This window comes from Colwellia polaris (assembly GCF_002104515.1).
GTDB lineage: Bacteria > Pseudomonadota > Gammaproteobacteria > Enterobacterales > Alteromonadaceae > Cognaticolwellia > Cognaticolwellia polaris.
On the sequence record NZ_NBOE01000002.1, the window covers coordinates 360,283 to 380,007 of the forward strand.

17 protein-coding genes are annotated in these 19,725 nt (G+C 36.1%); 15 read left to right on the top strand and 2 right to left on the bottom strand.

Annotated features, from left to right (window positions below; all coding sequences use genetic code 11):
- Positions 1-77: 77 nt before the first annotated feature.
- The 10 genes from B6A32_RS05995 to purF all read left to right on the top strand — a co-directional run bounded on the left by B6A32_RS05995 (position 78) and on the right by purF (position 12,725).
- Positions 78-434 carry a 5-carboxymethyl-2-hydroxymuconate Delta-isomerase gene (locus B6A32_RS05995; protein ID WP_085301965.1) on the top strand — a complete coding sequence of 119 codons (357 nt, stop codon included), beginning with the start codon at positions 78-80 and terminating at the stop codon, positions 432-434.
- Positions 435-499: 65 nt separating this feature from the next.
- Positions 500-1,618 carry a 4-phosphoerythronate dehydrogenase gene (locus tag B6A32_RS06000; protein WP_085301967.1) on the top strand — a complete coding sequence of 373 codons (1,119 nt, stop codon included), beginning with the start codon at positions 500-502 and terminating at the stop codon, positions 1,616-1,618.
- Between the two features lie 22 nt (positions 1,619-1,640).
- Positions 1,641-2,666, top strand: coding sequence for an aspartate-semialdehyde dehydrogenase (locus tag B6A32_RS06005; protein WP_085301969.1), 1,026 nt, complete (start codon positions 1,641-1,643; stop codon positions 2,664-2,666).
- Between the two features lie 271 nt (positions 2,667-2,937).
- Positions 2,938-6,666, top strand: coding sequence for a FimV/HubP family polar landmark protein (locus B6A32_RS06010; RefSeq protein WP_085301971.1), 3,729 nt, complete (start codon positions 2,938-2,940; stop codon positions 6,664-6,666).
- Positions 6,667-6,818: 152 nt separating this feature from the next.
- Positions 6,819-7,601, top strand: coding sequence for a tRNA pseudouridine(38-40) synthase TruA (gene truA / locus B6A32_RS06015; protein WP_085301973.1), 783 nt, complete (start codon positions 6,819-6,821; stop codon positions 7,599-7,601).
- 226 nt (positions 7,602-7,827) lie between these two features.
- Positions 7,828-8,685: an acetyl-CoA carboxylase, carboxyltransferase subunit beta gene (gene accD / locus B6A32_RS06020; protein WP_085301975.1), complete on the top strand. Its 858-nt coding sequence runs from the start codon at positions 7,828-7,830 to the stop codon at positions 8,683-8,685.
- A gap of 10 nt (positions 8,686-8,695) precedes the next feature.
- Positions 8,696-9,970: a bifunctional tetrahydrofolate synthase/dihydrofolate synthase gene (gene folC / locus B6A32_RS06025; protein WP_085301977.1), complete on the top strand. Its 1,275-nt coding sequence runs from the start codon at positions 8,696-8,698 to the stop codon at positions 9,968-9,970.
- An 18-nt stretch (positions 9,971-9,988) separates the two neighbouring features.
- Positions 9,989-10,621, top strand: a complete 633-nt coding sequence (locus B6A32_RS06030; RefSeq protein WP_085301979.1) for an SPOR domain-containing protein — start codon at positions 9,989-9,991, stop codon at positions 10,619-10,621.
- Between the two features lie 71 nt (positions 10,622-10,692).
- Complete coding sequence (locus B6A32_RS06035; RefSeq protein WP_085301982.1) at positions 10,693-11,175, top strand: CvpA family protein; 483 nt, start codon at positions 10,693-10,695, stop codon at positions 11,173-11,175.
- 32 nt (positions 11,176-11,207) lie between these two features.
- Positions 11,208-12,725 (top strand): amidophosphoribosyltransferase, encoded by a 1,518-nt coding sequence (gene purF / locus B6A32_RS06040; RefSeq protein ID WP_085301984.1) that lies wholly within the window; start codon positions 11,208-11,210, stop codon positions 12,723-12,725.
- A 91-nt stretch (positions 12,726-12,816) separates the two neighbouring features.
- Here purF and B6A32_RS06045 read toward each other — a convergent pair whose 3' ends face one another.
- Positions 12,817-13,416: a Yip1 family protein gene (locus B6A32_RS06045; protein WP_085301986.1), complete on the bottom strand. Its 600-nt coding sequence runs from the start codon at positions 13,414-13,416 to the stop codon at positions 12,817-12,819.
- A 213-nt stretch (positions 13,417-13,629) separates the two neighbouring features.
- Complete coding sequence (locus B6A32_RS06050; protein WP_085301988.1) at positions 13,630-13,908, bottom strand: hypothetical protein; 279 nt, start codon at positions 13,906-13,908, stop codon at positions 13,630-13,632.
- 302 nt (positions 13,909-14,210) lie between these two features.
- On the opposite strand from B6A32_RS06050, the gene miaE reads away from it, so the two are divergent.
- The 5 genes from miaE to B6A32_RS06075 all read left to right on the top strand — a co-directional run bounded on the left by miaE (position 14,211) and on the right by B6A32_RS06075 (position 19,615).
- The gene (miaE, locus tag B6A32_RS06055) at positions 14,211-14,351 is read left to right on the top strand and encodes a tRNA isopentenyl-2-thiomethyl-A-37 hydroxylase MiaE (protein WP_085301990.1); all 141 of its coding nucleotides are present in this window, start codon (positions 14,211-14,213) and stop codon (positions 14,349-14,351) included.
- A gap of 53 nt (positions 14,352-14,404) precedes the next feature.
- Positions 14,405-16,087 (top strand): recombinase family protein, encoded by a 1,683-nt coding sequence (locus B6A32_RS06060; protein ID WP_085301992.1) that lies wholly within the window; start codon positions 14,405-14,407, stop codon positions 16,085-16,087.
- Positions 16,088-16,473: 386 nt separating this feature from the next.
- On the top strand, positions 16,474-17,574 hold the full coding sequence (locus tag B6A32_RS06065) for a hypothetical protein (protein ID WP_085301995.1): 1,101 nt from the start codon (positions 16,474-16,476) through the stop codon (positions 17,572-17,574).
- A complete protein-coding gene (locus B6A32_RS06070) occupies positions 17,571-18,179 on the top strand; it encodes a hypothetical protein (protein ID WP_085301997.1) in 609 nt (202 codons plus the stop codon). The genes B6A32_RS06065 and B6A32_RS06070 overlap by 4 nt, the downstream gene beginning before the upstream one ends.
- Before the next feature lie 446 nt (positions 18,180-18,625).
- Positions 18,626-19,615 carry a hypothetical protein gene (locus B6A32_RS06075; protein ID WP_143327874.1) on the top strand — a complete coding sequence of 330 codons (990 nt, stop codon included), beginning with the start codon at positions 18,626-18,628 and terminating at the stop codon, positions 19,613-19,615.
- Positions 19,616-19,725 lie beyond the last annotated feature (110 nt).

Here is a 19,725-nt window from a genome sequence, read left to right on the forward strand (position 1 = left end):
GTTTTTTTATGTCATTTTGTCGCTAAATTTAGCTACAATATCCTCCTTAATTATTTATTGTTGGCGACCCTGCTATCATGCCTCATTGTATTATTGAATATTCTGCAAAAATTACCGAAAACTTAGCTGTAGAGCAGTTAATGCACGCTGTATATAAAGGTGCAAACCAAAGTGAATTATTTAGCGCTGCTGATATCAAAGTACGTGCTTGTGCTTATAATGATTTTTACTTACCAGGTGCAGAACAAGTGTTCTTACATGTTAATTTAAAAATATTATCTGGTCGCGATTTAACCCAACGAAAAAACCTCACTGAGCATGTTTATAATCAACTTGAGCGCTTAGGTATTGAAAACGCCATAATTACTGTTGAAGTAACGCAAACCGAAAAAGAAAGTTATATTAAAAAATCGACAGTACCGGCTCAAAGCTAAATTTATCTGGGCATTGCTAATAGCTGTTTAAACGTAATTGTTACTTTTTATAATTGAGAACATTAATGAATATTTTTTACGACGAAAACATGCCGTTCGCAAAGGAGTTTTTTGCCGACTTAGGTACTTTAACTGCCTTTTCTGGCCGCTCTTTGGTAGCTAAAGAGGTTGCAAACGCAAATGTAATGTTGGTGCGTTCAATTACGAAAGTAAATAAAGCGTTGCTAGAGAACAACAATGCACTGAGCTTTGTAGGTACAGCAACTATAGGTGTTGATCATATCGATCAAAACTACTTAGTTGAACGAAATGTTAATTTTCATTCGGCACCTGGTTGTAATGCCGTATCGGTAGCTGAGTACGTGTTAAGTGCTATGGTTGTGCTTGCAGAACGTTATTTATTTAACTTATCCAACTTAACCGTTGGTATTGTTGGTGGGGGAAATACGGGCACAAGATTAAGTGAAAAGTTAACAGCTTTAAACATTAAGCATGTTATTTGTGACCCTTTACAAGCTGAAAACCCTAATGATAATCGTGAATTTTCAACATTAGAACAAGCACTCGCTTGTGATGTAATTTCTTTACATGTGCCATTAACTCGTGAAGGACAGCATGCAACATATCATTTGTTAGATGCTGACCGACTTGCAATATTAAGCCATAATCAAATTTTGATTAATGCGTGTCGCGGTGAGGTGGTAGACAATAAAGCTTTATTGAAAATGAAGCAGCAAGGCCACGGTGTAAAACTGGTACTCGACGTTTGGGAAAACGAACCAGCTATATTAACTGAGTTGATCGAGCATTGTGAAATTACCACAGCTCACATTGCTGGTTATAGCTTAGAAGGAAAAGCTCGTGGCACAGAGATTCTGTATCGGGCATTATGTCAACAGTTAGATATTTTACCAAAGAAGCAACTTGCAGACTTTTTGCCGATACCGGCTATTAGTGCGATTGAAATTAATCAAGACTTTGATGAAATACTGCTAAACCAACTGGTAAAAATGGTTTACGATGTTAGACGTGACGATGCAATTTTTCGTCAGCAAATTAATACTCAAGGATTTGACCATATTCGAAAAACGTACCCGACTCGCCGGGAGTTTTCTTCAGTAACGGTAAACTTGAATAATGTGTTGAGCTCAGATGTGCCACATCGGCTTGGCTTTAATAAATAAACTGGATAAAAGAGAGAGGATCATGGCACAGAAATTTGATGTTTGCGTACTAGGTGCAACAGGATTAGTTGGTAAAACAATTATTGAAATATTAGAACAACGTGATTTTCCAATTAATAAACTATACCCATTGGCCAGCGCCCGCTCTGCCGGCGAATTTATTGATTTTAATGGTGAAAGCATTGAAGTTTTAGACGCTGATAATTTCGATTGGAGCCAAGCGCAAATAGGCTTCTTTTCTGCTGGCGGTGCTACATCAGCAAAGTATGCTCCTATCGCTGGAGATGCTGGTTGTATCGTTATTGATAATACTTCTGAGTTTCGCTACGACGCTGATATTCCATTAGTAGTACCTGAAGTAAACCCTCAAGCATTAGCTGAATACCGTAATCGTAATATTATTGCTAACCCTAACTGTTCAACCATACAGATGATGGTAGCTTTAAAACCTATTTATGATGCTGTAGGCATTTCACGTGTTAATGTTTCTACTTATCAGTCTGTTTCTGGTGGCGGAAAAGCTGCAATGGATGAGTTAGCAAAGCAAACGGCCGATTTATTGTCAGGTAAGCCTGTTGAGTCGAAAAACTTCTCTCGCCAAATCGCTTTTAATGTTATTCCGCAAATCGATGTGTTTCTTGAAAATGGTTATACCAAAGAAGAAATGAAAATGGTGTGGGAAACACAGAAAATACTTGGTGACGATACGGTAATGGTAAATCCTACAGCGGTTCGCGTACCGGTATTTTTCGGCCATGGTGAATCACTGCACATTGAAACAAACTCACCTATTTCAGCCGAAGAAGTGAAAGATCTTTTAAGCCAAGCTCCCGGCATAGTGGTTTGCCGTAATGATGAAGACTTTCCTACGCAAATTGGCGATGCTAGCGGCAAAGATGAAACCTTTGTTGGCCGTATTCGAGAAGATATTAGCCACAACAATGGTATTAATATGTGGATCGTTGCAGACAATGTACGAAAAGGTGCAGCGACGAATAGCGTACAAATTGCCGAGTTATTAATCAAAGATCACCTTAGCGAGTATTAATAGTCGATAAGTTGTAGATTTATTAAAGAAAAATGAAAACCCGTCGTTATAATAAGCGACGGGTTTTTTTGTTTTATTTCACTTAACGCAAATTAAGGATAAGATAAGAAACCATAGTATTAAATTAATAACGCAGTTAAAAAGCTGTAAAGGCATTTATCCAAGTATTTGGCAGTAATTATTTAATAACTGGAATAATTTTTGCTTCGCAATCTCCTGACTTGGGCCCGTCATTGTATTGGCGAATAATCATTATAAATAGGAAATTTTAATGCACACATTGTTACGCCTGTGCCTATGGCAGGCACTTATTATTAGCATTTGCTGCTTTAGTCTCCCAACATCAGCTGAAGATGACGGAATACGTATTCGTGGTCCGAAATCTACAGACGCATTTCCTTACGACCGTTATGGACCAATTACCAGCAAAGATACTTTATGGAACATCGCATTAAAAGTTCGCCCAGATCCTCGCTTGTCTGTTTATCAAGTCATGCAAGCACTATATGAAAATAACCCTAATGCTTTTAAAGAAAATAATTTAAACCACATGATCAGCGGTCAGTATTTAAAACTTCCGTCGATTGATGTTATTAGAGCAATTAACCCTAACATAGCACAACAAAAGTCACGCAGCGATGATAAGGCTTGGCAACAAAAAGTTGCAAAAGTTGTTAAAGTTACACCTAAGAAAATACCTAATCCTGAAGAAGCTTCCGTTAATAAAAAAGATTTAGATGCAGCAAAATCTGAAATTAATACTCAATTACAAACAATTGATAACACGCAACAACAACGGTTAGCTACTATTCAAAATGACGTTTTAGATTCTATTGACGGCCTGCAAAGTTTATTAAAAGAAAATGAAGCTTTACGCGAGCGTTTAACAAGCTTTAATGATCAGCTCGGCATAATGCAAAGCGAAGTGGCTAAAAGCAAAGAAATTAAAGTGCAGATGGACGATATGATCTCACTGCAACAAGAACTTTTAACTAAAGCTGAAGCAAGAGAACAAGCGTTATTACTTGAAAAACAAAAAGCCGAACTTGAAGAAGGCAACTTAATGTCGAGTTCATGGTTTATTGCACTAATGGCCACCTTACCTGCGCTGTTAGTTTTGTCTTTGGTCGCTATTTTATTTAGACGTAAAAATAATAAAGACAGTAACGAAGACGTAGTCCCAGACAAAGCAGAAAAAAGTGTTGAAGTTAAAGAAAAAACACCACCAACGAAAGAAGCAGAAGATAACGAATTAACTTTAGAAGATGAATTAAGCCTTGATGACGAATTATCACTTGAAGATGAATTGTCACTCGACGATGAACTTTCAATAGATTTATCAGAAAATGATGAAGATCACGAGGATCTATTTTCTGATGATTTAGACGCATTAGATGAAGACGTTATTCAATTGGATGACGATTTAGATGATTTAGACGAGCTTGAAGATATTGCTTTAGATAATAATGAGGAAACCATTGCGCTAGATGACGATCAAATTGAAGGTGAGCCATTAGAAGGTGGGCAATTAGATCAAAGCGATTTAGATTCTTTATTTGCTGGTTTAGAAGATGAAGTAGATAACAGTGAAGAAATTGCACTGGACTCAGATGAAATTGCGTTAGATGAATTAGATACTTTATTATCTGAAGGAAAAACCAGTGAATCTGAAAAAACAGATGCTGGCGCTGAAACTGTGTTGAATGATGACGAAGATATCGATAGCTTATTAGATGCTGCTGCAGAATCAAACGACATAGATGATAATCCTACAACTGATATTAGTGAAGTATCTGAGCCTGATGACATTGATGCCTTACTTGATGCGGTAAGTGAAACAAAAGATAGTTCAGATGACCCAGCTTCTATTGACGTTTCAGATCCAGATGATATTGATGCATTATTAGATTCAATTAACGGTGCAGATGAACCTTCAACTGCAACAGATAATGATACCAATGCAAATGTTGATGAAAATGCTGAAAGTAATGCTGATATCGCAGACCCTGACGACATTGATGCACTGTTAGACTCAATTAACGGTGCTGATGAACCTTCGTCAGATAATAATATCAAGGCAATTGATAACGACAATACCGAAGATGCTGAAAGTAATGCTGATATCGCAGACCCTGACGACATTGATGCACTGTTAGACTCAATTAACGGTGCGGATGAACCTTCGTCAGATAATAATATCAAGGCAATTGATAACGACAATACCGAAAATGCTGAAAGTAATGCCGATATTGCAGACCCTGATGACATTGATGCACTGTTAGACTCAATTAACGGTGCGGATGAGCCTTCGTCAGATAATGATACTATTGCGAGTGTTGACGAAAATATCGAAGATGCTGAAAGTAATGTCGATATCGCAGACCCTGATGACATTGATGCACTGTTAGACTCAATTAACGGTGCGGATGAGCCTTCGTCTGATAATAATACGAATGCAATTGATGACGACAATACCGAAGATGCTAAAAGTAATGCCGATATTGCAGACCCTGACGACATTGATGCACTGTTAGACTCAATTAACGGTGCTGATGAGCCTTCGTCTGATAATAATACGAATGCAATTGATGACGACAATACCGAAGATGCTAAAAGTAATGCCGATATCGCAGATCCTGACGATATTGATGCACTGTTAGACTCAATTAACGGTGTGGATGAGCCTTCGTCAGATAATGATACTATTGCGAGTGTTGACGAAAGTATCGAAGATGCTGAAAGTAATCTCGATATCGCAGACCCTGACGACATTGATGCACTGTTAGACTCAATTAACGGTGCAGATGAGCCTACAGCAGATAAGGACAGCAATGTTGATGCTAGCCTTAATTCAAACATTCCTGATTCAAGTACTCCTGATGAAAACACTCCTGATGCAAACATTGACCAAAATAATAATGTGTCAGAGTCTTTAGATAATATAGATAGCGAAAATACGGCACTCATTAATAATTTTACTGATGAATACGTACAGTCATTTATAGACACTGATTTAAGTGAAATTGCTAATGAAGATGCTGAAAAATCGTTGCAGACTGAAAGTGACGATCAAAGTAACAGTCAAAACGATAGTCAAAATAATGCAGCAAGTGATAGTAATGAAGATATTTCAGATGACTTTGATATTGACGCTTTAATTGAGGAAGTTAATCATCACCCTGAGCCATCAAATGAAGACACTTTAGAAATAGGTGATGATGTTCTCGATACAGAATTACACGACACTGATTCATCTAACGAAAAGCTTGAGGATAAAATAGTAGACGCTACTGATTTGGATGATGAAACTTTAGCGGCAATATCCGGTGACTTTGACGAATCTACATTAACTAATTTATTAAATGATGAGAAAACAGATAACAACTTAGTAGAATTATCTCCAGACTTTACTGACAGTAACGTGCTGGCTGATTTACTTTCTGATGATGATAGTCCAATAGAAGAAGAGAGTAAAAAGTCAGCTGCCGATAACGCTGAAGAAGTTGCAGGCATTAAAGAGCTTGATAACCTTGATTTTGATGACTTGTTGGCAAATATTGAAGAAGAAAGTGGACAAGCAAGCAGTGATGAATTTGAATTCAGCGAGAGCTTTGATATTGGCGATGACTTTGAGTCTGATGTTGAAGAAGATCTTGAATCAGAAAGTAATAATTCTCGAAAAGAAAATAACGAAGAAGACTTTATTTCAGTCGACTCTTTATTATCTGATAGCTTGTTAGATGGTAAACCAACTGAGCCTTATGAAAAAATGAAAATAGATGTCGGGTTAAGTGAGTTCCCAGAATTTTCAGGGAATATTACTGACGAAGATATTGATGACGACGACAATGGCATTGCTGCCAAATTAGATTTAGCTAAGGTTTATATCGAAATTGGTGACCAAGAGAATGCCGAAGTGATCTTACTTGATGTAGTAAAACAAGGGGATGCGCAGCAACAGTTTGATGCTCAACAGTTGTTGGATAATCTTAAAGATTAAGATATTTTTATCTCTTAAATTTAAAGGCTGCTTTTTGCAGCCTTTTAACTTTTAGAGCTTTCAAAATTAATGCAAAGTGTTGAATCTATTAATTCAATTGGTATAACGCGCAAAATAATGGATAATGTCTCACCTTAGCAATGGAGGATACAATGCGTTACGCTTTAGGCATAGAATACGATGGTAGCAACTACTACGGTTGGCAAAGACAAAAGAATGTAATTAGCGTTCAAGAATGTGTAGAGAAGGCTTTGTCAAAAATTGCCAATGAACCTATTGAAGTTGTCTGCGCCGGTAGAACAGATACTGGCGTTAATGCGACCAACCAGATTATTCATTTTGAAACAGATAAAATGCGTAAAGATGTTGCTTGGACGTTGGGAGTTAATACTAATTTACCTAAAGATATTGCCGTGTCTTGGGTAAAAGAAGTCAATCAAGACTTTCATGCTCGCTTTAGTGCAACTGCTCGTCGTTATCGTTATATTATTAACAATAATCGACTTCGCTCGGCAATTTTAAGCTCAGGCATTAGCTTTTGTCATTATCCTTTGAATGAAAATTTAATGCATCAAGCCGCACAGTATTTAGTTGGGCGTCATGATTTTACCTCATTTAGAACTGTGCATTGTCAGTCGAACTCTCCAACTCGAACGTTGCATTATTGTAATGTTTCTCGCCAAGGTGAGTTCGTTATTATTGATATTAAAGGCAATGCATTTTTACACCATATGGTGAGAAATATTGCGGGTAGTTTAATGAAAGTGGGTCAGGAACTAAAACCTGTAAGTTGGCTCAAAGAAGTGCTAGAAGCAAAGAATCGTTGTGTTGCTGGTATTACGGCTCCTTCTGCCGGTTTATATTTTGTTGATGTAGATTACCCAGAAGAGTTCGGTATTCCAAAGCGTAGCCCAGGGCCGTTATTTCTACTATAATCAAGTTAAAACAAGTTGATTGTTTTCCCTGTGATTAAACAATATTACTGGCGAAAAGCCGCGAAGCTAATTATATAAACAGACAGAACAAAGAAAACAGACCAGTTTTTCCTATAATTGTGTAGGTGTTCTATGGTCTAATTCAACGAATTAGCTAAAATTTTATATTTAGTGGTTGTATTTTAAACAATTATTAAATTTTTTCGTGTATAGGCAAAAATATATTATGAGCTGGATTGAAAAGATTCTCCCAAAAGCAAAAGCAACACAAAAAAGAAATATTCCAGAAGGCGTTTGGAGTAAGTGTTCTAGCTGTAACGCGGTGCTCTATAAAGTTGAGCTAGACAGACAAATGTCAGTTTGTCCAAAGTGTGATCATCACATGCGTATTTCGGCACGCAAACGTATTGATGGCTTTCTTGACCAAGGCGAGCGAGTTGAACTCGGTGAAGAATTTGAAGCACAAGATATTCTTAAATTTAAAGACTCTAAACGCTATAAAGATCGTATTTCAGCGGCACAAAAAAGTACCGGTGAAAAAGATGCATTAGTGGTAATGAAAGGTGAACTTCATGGTCAGCCTATTGTTGTAGCTGCATTTGAATTTGGCTTCTTGGGCGGTTCGATGGCATCTGTTGTTGGTGCTCGTTTTGTTAAAGGTGTTGAATACTGTTTAAAGCATGATGTACCTTTTGTTTGTTTTTCTGCCAGTGGCGGTGCTCGTATGCAAGAAGCATTGTTTTCATTAATGCAAATGGCAAAAACCAGTGCCGCATTAGCCAAAATGAGTGAGAAAGGTCTACCTTATGTTTCAGTATTAACTGATCCAACTATGGGCGGTGTTTCTGCAAGTTTGGCAATGTTAGGTGACATTAATGTTGCCGAGCCTAAAGCTTTAATTGGCTTTGCAGGTCCTCGCGTTATCGAACAAACAGTACGCGAAAAGCTACCTGAAGGTTTTCAGCGTAGTGAATTCTTAAAAGAAAAAGGTGCGATTGACCTCATTGTTGATCGTCGTGAAATGCGCAGTACTTTGGCAAGAATGCTTGCTAAATTTATGGGACAAGATAGCCCAGTAGCATAACGGAAAATTCATGTCGAAAATGACTAAAGGCCATTCAGCAAGAAATAATCTTACTGAATGGCTTTCTTATTTAGAGAGTATTCATTCAGTTGAAATAGAGCTGGGTTTAACACGCATTAATGCTGTTGCCAATAAGCTTAATATTGTATTTCCTACTTCCACTATTATTACCGTTGCGGGTACAAATGGTAAGGGCACAACCTGTGCTTTTTTAGAGAATGCATTTTTAGCACAAAATTTAACTTGCGCAGTATATTCATCTCCTCATATTGAACGCTTTAATGAACGTTTACGCCTTAATAAAGTAGAAGTAAACGATGCTAGCTTAGTTAATGCGTTTGAAACTATCGAACAAACTCGTGATGATATATCTTTAACCTATTACGAATACACCACTTTAGCTGCGTTATTAATATTAACCGCAGCGCAACCAGACGTTATTATTCTTGAAGTAGGTTTAGGTGGTCGTTTAGATGCAACCAATATTGTTGACGCAGATATTGCGGTAATTACCACTATTGATCTCGACCATCAAGCATATCTAGGTGATACACGCGAAGCTATTGGTTTTGAAAAAGCGGGTATAATGCGCGCCGATAAACAGGCTGTAATAGGTGATAAAACCCCGCCGGCTACAATTGTTGAGCACGCAAAATGCATCGGCGCTAAACCATTTTTTCGTGATGAAAACTTTATCATTGAACAAACGAGTAATAAGCAGTGGTTGTGGCGCAGTGGCAATACTAATTTTTCTGGCCTGACTAACTGCTATATACCACAAGACAATGTCGCTACTGCAATCATGGTGTTAAATCTGCTCGCAGACAAACTCGACTTATCGTTAAATAGTGCTTTTATCAATCAAGTTATTGCTGAAACAAAGGTTGCTGGCAGAATGGAAAAGTTCTCGCTCGATTGCGATGTTATTTTAGACGTTGGCCATAACCCACAAGCTGCAAGATATTTAGCCGAGCAGCTAGAGCAATTAAACTACCCGAAAGTGCATGCCGTATTAGGCATGCTAGGCGATAAAGATGCAACAAATACCATTGCGCCACTTTTACCAACTGTTTCGCATTGGTATATTGGCACGTTAGAGGTTCCAAGAGGGCGTAAAGCAAAAAACATCTTAGAGTCTACACAAATAGACACTGCGAAAGTAAATTGCTTTGACAATGTCTCTCAGGCATTTAGAATGGCAAAACACAATGCAAAAGCAACTGATCTTATTCTAGTTTTTGGATCATTTTTTACCGTTGCAGAAATAAGACGTTTACTTGTTTAACAATGTTTGGAGTTTAATTTGTCTACACCATTTCAAAATCGTTTAGTTGGTACTATTATTGTCGCGGCTATCGCTATTATATTTTTACCTGATGTACTTGATGGCGACAAAAAAACATATCAAGATAACTTTGAGGCAATTCCAACTGCGCCAGAAGTAAGCTTTCCTCAAACAGATAACAGTTTTCCTGAGCATAAACTTACCAGTTTACCCACCGAAGAGACATCTGAAGAATTAGCACTTGATGATCAAAATGTCATAGATGCTGACAAATTACTGAAAGAAAAAGACGTAACTGTTACGACATTAGCGAAAGAAACAGATTTCTCAACAGATAAAGCAGACTCAGTCGCGAAAAAAAGCATTGATACAGCGAAAAAAAATACCCCTGCTAAAGCGATAGTAGAGCAAGCTTGGGTTATTCAATTAGGCAGCTTTCGCCACCAAAATAATGTTGATGAGTTGGTCAACAAACTTAAGAAAGAAGGCTACACTACCTTTACTAAGCCAATAAAAACAAAATCAGGGAAGTTGACCAAAGTTTTTATTGGACCTGAATTGATAAAATCTTCGTTAGAAGAAAAGCTCCCTGCATTGAAAAAGCTTACAAATGTGCAAGGAAAAGTTGCCCGATTCTATCCAGCTAAATAATAAAATCATTAGCAAATCTTAGGCGGATTCTGGTAGAATGCGCGCCACTAATCAATGAGAATATTCGATTTATGGTTTGGATAGATTATGCCATTTTGGCTGTTATTGGCATTTCAGCTTTAATTAGTTTAGTACGTGGCTTTGTTAAAGAAGCGGTGTCCTTAATTGTTTGGATCAGTGCCTTTTTTGTCGCGAGTACTTTCTACCTTAACTTGTCGACATTACTTACCAATATTTCTGATCAGCTACTGCGAAATGCAGCATCAATTGCTATTTTATTTATTTCTACGTTAATCCTAGGCGCACTTGTTAACTATGTTATTGGTCAGCTGGTCAGTAAAACTGGTTTGTCTGGGACAGACAGAGTTCTAGGTATCGTTTTTGGTGCGCTACGAGGCGTACTTATCATTGCTGCTGTTTTATTTTTTATGGACGCATTTACACCTGCATCCTCATCTTCTTGGTGGCAAAACTCTCAATTGGTTCCAGAATTTACATTAATTGTTGAATGGTTTTTTGAGTATCTCAAACAATCTTCAAGCTTTTTAGCTTAGTATTTAAACTTAGTTCGTCGGAGAATAAGTGCATGTGTGGTATTGTTGGTATTGTTGGTAAATCCCCCGTAGGTCAAGCATTATATGATGGTTTAACGGTTTTACAGCATCGAGGACAAGACGCTGCCGGAATCGTGACTATTCACGAAAACACCTTTAGATTGCGTAAAGGTAACGGCTTAGTTAAAGATGTTTTTCATACTCGTCATATGTTGCGTCTACAAGGTGATATGGGTATTGGACATATTCGTTACCCAACGGCAGGTACTTCTAGTTCATCTGAAGCTCAACCTTTTTATGCGAACTCTCCTTTTGGTATTTCCCTCGCGCATAACGGTAACTTAACCAATGCTGACGAGCTTAAGTCATGGTTAAATACCGAAGCTCGTCGTCATGTTAACACTACTTCAGACTCTGAATTATTGCTTAATATTTTAGGTCATGAGTTACAAAATTCCGAACAGCATAAATTAGATCCAAGTGATATTTTTACTGCTATTAGCAATGTTCATAAGCGTGTTCGCGGTGCTTACGCAACAGTAGCTTTAATTATCGGCTATGGCATGGTCGCATTTCGTGATCCTAACGGTATTCGTCCTCTGGTATTTGGTAAGCGTGAAACTAAATCGGGCGTTGAGTATATGGTAGCGTCTGAATCTGTTGCTCTAGATGCTAACGAATTTGAATTTGTACGTGACGTTGCGCCAGGAGAGGCTATTTTCTTTACTGAATCAGGCCAGATTCATAGTCAACAATGCGCTGAAAATCCTTCATTTCATCCCTGTATTTTTGAATATGTTTACTTTGCTCGTCCAGACTCTTCTATCGATAAGATTTCTGTTTACGGATCTCGTGTTGATATGGGCAAAAAACTTGGTGATAAAATTGCTAAAGAATGGGACGATATTGATATAGATGTTGTGATCCCAATTCCAGAAACATCGTGTGATACCGCATTAGAAATTGCTCGTCACCTTAATATTCCATATCGACAAGGTTTTGTTAAAAACCGTTATATTGGTCGTACGTTTATTATGCCAGGACAAGAACAACGTAAGAAGTCAGTTCGCCGTAAACTAAATGCCATTGGCACAGAGTTTATGGGGAAGAATGTTTTACTTGTAGATGACTCTATTGTGCGTGGTACAACATCTGGACAGATAATCGAAATGGCTAGAGCCGCTGGCGCTAAAAAAGTATACTTTGCCTCAGCAGCGCCAGAAATTCGTTTTCCAAATGTTTATGGTATCGATATGCCAAGTGCCAATGAATTAATTGCCCATGGTCGTGAACTTGACGATATATGTGAAATTATCGGTGCTGACAAATTAATATTCCAAACATTAGAAGATTTAGTGTCAGCTGTTTCAACGTCTAATCCAGATATTACAGAGTTTGAAACGTCAGTCTTTAATGGTGAGTATGTTACAAATGACATAAATCAAGGCTACTTAGATAGACTAGACGCATTGCGTAATAACACCACAAAAGAAACTTCAGACAAAAATGCAGACTCAATTATTGATATGCATAATGAAGGCTCTGAATAGTTTTTTCACGACATTTATGTATAAAAATTAGAGTAATAAAAAACCGCTTAATGAAGCGGTTTTTTTATCACTATTTATATTGTTTAATAATTTAACTGATGTATTCAACACCTAAGCCAGAGTTAAATACGATAGCACTAGCTGCCATTAAAGTAACAATTAAGACTAATCCACAAGTTACGACCGAGCTTGAGTAAATAAAACCTTTTTCTTCAGGTATATTCATCATAATAGGTACACCTGAATAAAGCAGGTAAACTGAATAGCATAATGCTGCTAAGCCTGCAATTACCACAAACCAAAGTACCGGAAATAATGCGGTTAACCCCGCCATTAATAGAGGTGTTGCTGTATAAGCGGCTAATTCTAACGATTGAGTAAAGTCAGGCTTAGAGTCAAAAGTTTTTGCCATCCATTGAATTAAAACTGCTAAAGAAAGCACACCTAAAATTAAGCCAAAGTACATGGCCACTGCCATGAATAGTGCGTGTGACTCAGTAAGCTTAATAGGATCACCTGCACCAATTGACCAACCTATATGGGCTGCTGCATAGTAACCACAAATAGCTGGAATTAATGCAATAGTCAGTATGTGCACCAGTGAGTAAGTTAAACTTTCATGACGCTTCTCAATTGTTTGCCATTCTTTTTTAGGTGCAGTGTAAAGCCCCCAGATATGATTTAAGATCATGTTAAATACCTCTCTCTGTCCCCAAAAGTAATGCAGATATAAGTAAAATTCTGCGACCCTACATAGTCATCAACGTTGTTTTTATTTTTGTCGATATACTATTTATGTAAGAAGGCGAGGGATTCGTCAAGGATTGTTTGATATTTCAGCGTAAAAAGCTATTTTTTAGCCATCTATCAGTCTGATTAGGTGCAAATTTGATGAAAATATAGTTTAGGAGACTTTAATGCGAACGATTTTCATCACTTCTAATTCAAAGCCTGCAACCATTTCAACCGTCGGGTAATAGGTTATGTTGACTTGCTGATTTTGCAGTGACTTATAAAGTTTTTTTCTACGATACTTAAAAGGTACGTCAATGCCCTTAAGCATAATGGTATTTAGGTACCATTCATCGACTTCACGTTGCACGTGTGAAAGTACGGTTTGGTGTTCACTATGCGTTAAATCTTTATGTTTATCTGTTAGTGATTTTGCTTCCGTTTTTTTCATTGCTAGGCCACTGTGTCTTAATAAAAAGCTTCAACAAAAGTTTTGATAACAAAGGTTAAAGACAATTTAATGTAACTGGATTATCAATATCATAACAAATTGCTCAACTTTATTCATTTAATTGGTGAGTTTAAAGCTGAGTATCAACAACATGGCTATAAACTCATGAAATAATTACTGCATAACAAAATGTAGTAATCAGTATATGGCCTTACTAATGTAAAACCGATAAAGTAATAGTTTTACTGGCAACTCAAGCGTTAGGCTTTTAAAATAGAGAAAATTAATTAATAGCTTTTTCTATGCCTTATTCCAAATTACTCGCCCCGATCAACAACTTTCTGAAAGTACCTACACCAGCCTCGTGGCTTGAAGAAGCTAAAGCTGAAAAAAACTTACCTGTGCTTTTAATTGATCATCTTATTTGTGAACAAACATGTTGAGTACACATACGGCTTGATTTATAGTCAATAGTATAGTGGAAAAGGTATTCATCATGAAGAAAAAGGCATATCTGTATCAACGGTTTAGTAGTGATCAGCAAATTGGTAATAGTTCTATTTATAGGCAATCGTTCAAGCAACATCAGTGGCTTGAGGCACATCCTGAATTTGAATGTGAAGGTGAATACGTAGATGAATCTAAATCAGCATCGAAAGGTGAACACCTTAAGCGTGGGGAGCTAGGAGATCTTGTAAGTGAAATAGAACAAGGAAAGGTAGAGAAAGGCTCATATATTTTAGTTGAGGGTTTTTCTCGTCTTTCTCGTTTAGATACACCTGAAACTGAAGAGTTGCTCAGAAAGATTTGGAAAGCAGGCATAACAATTGTCACGGTTCAAAATGGTCAGGAATATCCACCCGATACTGAAAGTAATTTTGGATTGAGAATCCAGCTTTTGGTTGAAGTTAATGGTGCATATTTAGAATCAAAAATTAGGTCTGAGAGGATCAAAGGGAGTTATGACAGGAGAGAGAGCCAAGCAAAGGAAGGCAAAACAATAAAAATAAAAAAACCATTCTGGCTTGATGAGGATGGAAAACTTAATGATGGGAAATACATAATTAAAAATATTTTTAATTGGTATGTAAGAGAAGGGCTAGGACAGCAAAGGATCTATCAACGATTAAAAGAGCAATATCCTGACTATGAACCTTTCAAAAACCTTGCTCCATCGACAGTAATTAGATGGATTAAGAGTAAAAGTGCAATCGGTTACTGGGTTCGCTTTGCAGGAATGGAAAATGAACGAGAATATAAAGTATTTGAAGCTGCGGTAGGGTTAAAGATATTTTATAAAGCTGCTTCAATTAATATTCATCGACATTATAAAAATATTAAACCAGACTCCAATATGGCACTGCATGGATTACTAGAGTGTGGTCACTGTGGTGGGGGGATTACAGTTCAAAAGAGTTATCATAAAAATGGTATGCCACTTTTAAGATGTTCAAGACAAGCCCGATATGGAAAACAACATTGTGGTTTTAAATCTACTTATCCATATTCTATTGCCTATTATTTGTATGAAAATATTGTATATAACGAAATGATAGGAATGCTATCAGAACAAAATTTACGGCCGATAGAAGAACAAGAACTAAATAAAATTGAACATCAGCTTAGTTCAGCAGAAAAAAAATATAATAAGCTGAAAGATCGAATGTTAAATTTAGATGATGATAGTGATGACGATGCTATAACTGATTTAATGTCTGAGCTATCGACTAAGAGAAAACAGTTGAAAACTAGAAAAAATCAATTAGAAAAGAATCTAGATGACCGACCTCCCTATATAGATGATGACATCAGGGAGCTTGAAAAAAATCCTAAAGAACTAAATTTAAACTTTAATCAACTTCAGAAGAAAATAATCATTAAAGATAAAACTGTGTTTTTTGAAAGTGATAGCCGCTATGAAATTACTTATGACGGCTACTCGCAACGAGAAAAAGGATATCAGATAACAAGGAATTTTTTGATCATATCAAAGGATCTGTCAAATCCTGAAATTGTACATAAATATGCTGATCTATATGATGGTGAAGGTAGTCTTGAAAGTAATGATCCAGATGATCCCTATCAGCAATATATGCGAGAGCTTTCTGAAAAGCCACATGAAGAAGTTAAGATTACAGAGTTTTTAAAAACCACTGATATCTGCAAAAAAGTAAAATAATTGACTCTTTTTAACGGAGTGAATTAACTCCGTTTTTCCTTAATATGATTAAAATCCACATAGTTATAATATTCGGTTATTTATCAGAGAAGGAAATGAAAAACGTGCTGGATGTTCTGCTGTATTATTTGGTTGGTCAAGATAATTAAGTGTTACTTCAAATCACAAAAAAATTTTGTAATTGACTGTAACTTTTCGGTGCTCATTTTATTGTTTCTAAGTTAATTAATCTTAAGATATCTCAACTTTTCAGTCTCCTGAAAACTCACGCCTAACGAAGCTTAGGCTTTAGTGAGTTAATCGTTATTAAAATATCGAATGGAAATCTACGCTTGAAAAAAATTAAATCTGTGGTTTGATGAAATAAGAACAAATGGATTTCAAGGATGAGAAAGAATTTTGTAGCAGTTAGAGCCGCGTATTACAAACACGATAAATTAACTAAACAAGTTAAATCAAAACATATTGTCGAGCAATCACAAGATGACGGCTCAATAAGATCAGTTATTAAAACCAAAGTTACAGACAAATCTTATAAATCTGCCATTGCTGAGTTTGAGCATGTACTGAGGACTGGAAGCACTAACTCAATTAATGTCGTTGATAAATATTCAAATGATAATGTCATGGTTTCACCTGATGAAACATGCTCTCCTCTTGACGCTTATTATAAGCACCTTGAACGATATAAAAAAACTGTAGGGCGCAAATGTCGCAACGATATGAACACATTAATGGAGCATATTGTAGTGCTCTCTGAAGAGCATACGGCAAAGCTTGAAGATAAACTGGGTAAAGAAAGAGCTAAAAGAGAAATAGTTAAATGTCTCAAGACATACTCAAAAATGTATGCAGAGAGTTTTAAATTTACTGAATGTGGTTTTGCTTTGCATTTAGATGAGGGGTTTACTGATAGCGATGGAAACTTTAAACGAAATATCCATGCTCATGTGATGTTTTTTAATTACGACTTCGATTCAAAAAAATCATATCTTAGAACGCTTTTTAAAAAAGGCGATTGTAATGTCACAGGGAAAACCAACGAACTAAATTCCAATTTTGTTGCAATACAAGACTTAGCCCATGAATGCTTTAAACGCCTTAAATATTCGCGTGGTCGATCCAAGCTATTAACGATGTCGAAGTACTTACCTAAGCATCAATTTCTGGAAAGAAAGCTTCAAGCATCATTTACTAAATACAAAAAACTAACACGGCAACTTAACCAAAAGAAAAATGAGTTAAGTGAATACTTAGAAAAATGGTTTAGGAAAATTTTAGATCAAGAATCAGCGAAAACTGAAGCAAGTATTAGTGCTGAAATAGTACTAGATATTGATAATGCTCAAATTCTGAAAAGTACAGAAGAAGCAATAGGAAAACTAGAACAGGAAGTTCAAGGCAAGACAAAAATTACCCAAATTGGTGATGAGGAATTGATCACTAATCATATAAAACAAAAAATAAACTCAAGGAAGAAAAAATGAATGATATAACTCTTGCAACGCTAATAGAGCAAAAATTTAGAGCTGAAGCATTAGGTGATTTAGATGCTTATAAGTATTTAAAAAATGACTGGCTAATAGATGCAATTATTGGTGTTTTAAAGGCACACCCAGAAATCAAAGAACGTATTAACATTGATAAAATGTCGTTGAATCAAGTTATCTGTGTAATAGAAAAGTATTTTAAAGAAAAAAACAATAGACGAAAATTGAAACAAGAACAAATATTCAAATTCATCAAATCCCATGATGATTATCGAATTGAAGAAACACTATTGCTATTGCTGATGCTAGGGTTTACCTTCAGACACGCTCATAAAAGGCTTGAAAACAACCAAAAAGGTGCTGGTGAAATATTGGACTTAGAACCAAATCTGTCTGGTGCTAAATGTAATGTGCATTTTCAAATTAAAATGCCAATTCAGAAAAAAGACCCAATGGTGAAGTTACTTTATGATTTGATTGTTAATGATGATGTACCAAGCCAAGTTATAGATTCAGAATTTGAAAATTTAAATGCAAAACTAAACCATTCAAAAAATAACTCAAATAACAAAAGGAGTATTTACAACAGAAGTAAAAAATAGCAAGTTTATAGGAATAACAACCTTGCCATTATTGCAGTACCATATTGAGATTGGAGTATAATAAATACCAGAAAGGTTTACTGAGATCTAAGGTTGTTTTATCGTTTTCATATCAGTGATGTAATTTTGAGCTGCTATTTAATCAGTAAATAGATATTCTCATCACTGACATATTTTTTAATACACATTACTTTATATTCACTGAAAACTAAGTATAAGTTACTGTGATCTAATATTGTCAGTCTATACCCTCCAGATTTTTTAAATTAAACTTTGATTCTAGCTTGATTTCATAGGGTTTTAGGGGCTTGTGGTTTTGAAAATTTTAGGTTTACCTTTTCGGGTTGTTGGCGTACCTTTTCGGGTCGGTGAAAATAGTTACGATTAGCTATTGAACTATCTTGAAATTTCGATATATGTATATATACACACTAAAAAGGTAGGTTATGGCAAAGAAGAAAAAGTTTACGGTGAGAATGTTTCAAGACGCTGAAACAACACTGGTAACAGATTTATTAAACAGAACAAGTGTTTTTAGCTGCTACGATAACAAAATTATTAAAAAAGCGCGTGATGCAGAGCAATACTCTTTCGGAGAATATACATACACAATTAAGCATCGTTACTTAGACATGAATGATTATTTACTTTATGTCTATATCTTGAAAAAGTGGCTTTTAGTAAATGAGAAAGCGCCAGAATATGTTAATCAGATTGATGTACCATTTGCTGAAGTAGCGAACCTGTTTGGTATGACAGAAGCGTATATTAAAAAAGACAAGAAAAAGGCAGCAAAGCGTTTTCACGACTCAATAGATAGACTTACAGATGTAAAAGTGAATTTGCATGACGAGCAAAAAAAGTTAACCACGTTTTATCATCTCTTGTCAGATGGTAGCCAACTTCAAGAAGTAGCAGAAAATATTGTGGCTATTATTCCTGATTTTATTTTGCTTGAGTTCAGGAAAGAGCGGTACTCGTTTGTAAATTTGGACTGGATGAGTGTGTTAAAAACACAACGTGCTCAAGCGTTAATGCGCTTTTTAAGTAGTCATAGCTCACGCTTTAACACACATTCCTTAGAATTTTTAAAATCATTGCTTAATTTAAATGGCTCAGATGCAGCAGCAGATAAAGAGGTTAGAAAATCTTATAAAGAGTTAGTTACAGTTGGTTTTCTAAAAGAGTTTAAAATTAATACCAAAAAGAAGGATGGTAGCAAACGAAAGGTGGGTAAACTGAGCTACTCGTCAACACAGGAACACAAAGTTTCTTGGTTCAAGTCTGAAATGGTCAATAAATTCAAAGATAAAAAAAATAAAGTCTTTAAAAATGATAGCTTCATGGTAGTTAAAGATGATACTGGAATTAACTATATTCACTATGGGAATCGTGTGTTTGGTGAGCCTTATGATGGCTCTGATCTACCTTTTTAGTTGCAGGGCAAGCGCATCAAGTTATTTGACAAATATTTTTTATATGGAAAGTTAATTGTAAGGCTCGAATAAAAAAGAACTCAATTAACTTTTAACTTCATAGCTGAAAT

Coding starts and splice junctions, on each gene's coding strand:
- B6A32_RS05995 (WP_085301965.1), top strand. CDS start 78: ATGCCTCATTGTATTATTGAATATTCTGCAAAAATTACCGAAAACTTA.
- B6A32_RS06000 (WP_085301967.1), top strand. CDS start 500: ATGAATATTTTTTACGACGAAAACATGCCGTTCGCAAAGGAGTTTTTT.
- B6A32_RS06005 (WP_085301969.1), top strand. CDS start 1,641: ATGGCACAGAAATTTGATGTTTGCGTACTAGGTGCAACAGGATTAGTT.
- B6A32_RS06010 (WP_085301971.1), top strand. CDS start 2,938: ATGCACACATTGTTACGCCTGTGCCTATGGCAGGCACTTATTATTAGC.
- truA (WP_085301973.1), top strand. CDS start 6,819: ATGCGTTACGCTTTAGGCATAGAATACGATGGTAGCAACTACTACGGT.
- accD (WP_085301975.1), top strand. CDS start 7,828: ATGAGCTGGATTGAAAAGATTCTCCCAAAAGCAAAAGCAACACAAAAA.
- folC (WP_085301977.1), top strand. CDS start 8,696: ATGTCGAAAATGACTAAAGGCCATTCAGCAAGAAATAATCTTACTGAA.
- B6A32_RS06035 (WP_085301982.1), top strand. CDS start 10,693: ATGGTTTGGATAGATTATGCCATTTTGGCTGTTATTGGCATTTCAGCT.
- purF (WP_085301984.1), top strand. CDS start 11,208: ATGTGTGGTATTGTTGGTATTGTTGGTAAATCCCCCGTAGGTCAAGCA.
- B6A32_RS06045 (WP_085301986.1), bottom strand. CDS start 13,416: ATGATCTTAAATCATATCTGGGGGCTTTACACTGCACCTAAAAAAGAA.
- B6A32_RS06050 (WP_085301988.1), bottom strand. CDS start 13,908: ATGAAAAAAACGGAAGCAAAATCACTAACAGATAAACATAAAGATTTA.
- miaE (WP_085301990.1), top strand. CDS start 14,211: ATGCCTTATTCCAAATTACTCGCCCCGATCAACAACTTTCTGAAAGTA.
- B6A32_RS06060 (WP_085301992.1), top strand. CDS start 14,405: ATGAAGAAAAAGGCATATCTGTATCAACGGTTTAGTAGTGATCAGCAA.
- B6A32_RS06065 (WP_085301995.1), top strand. CDS start 16,474: ATGAGAAAGAATTTTGTAGCAGTTAGAGCCGCGTATTACAAACACGAT.
- B6A32_RS06070 (WP_085301997.1), top strand. CDS start 17,571: ATGAATGATATAACTCTTGCAACGCTAATAGAGCAAAAATTTAGAGCT.
- B6A32_RS06075 (WP_143327874.1), top strand. CDS start 18,626: ATGGCAAAGAAGAAAAAGTTTACGGTGAGAATGTTTCAAGACGCTGAA.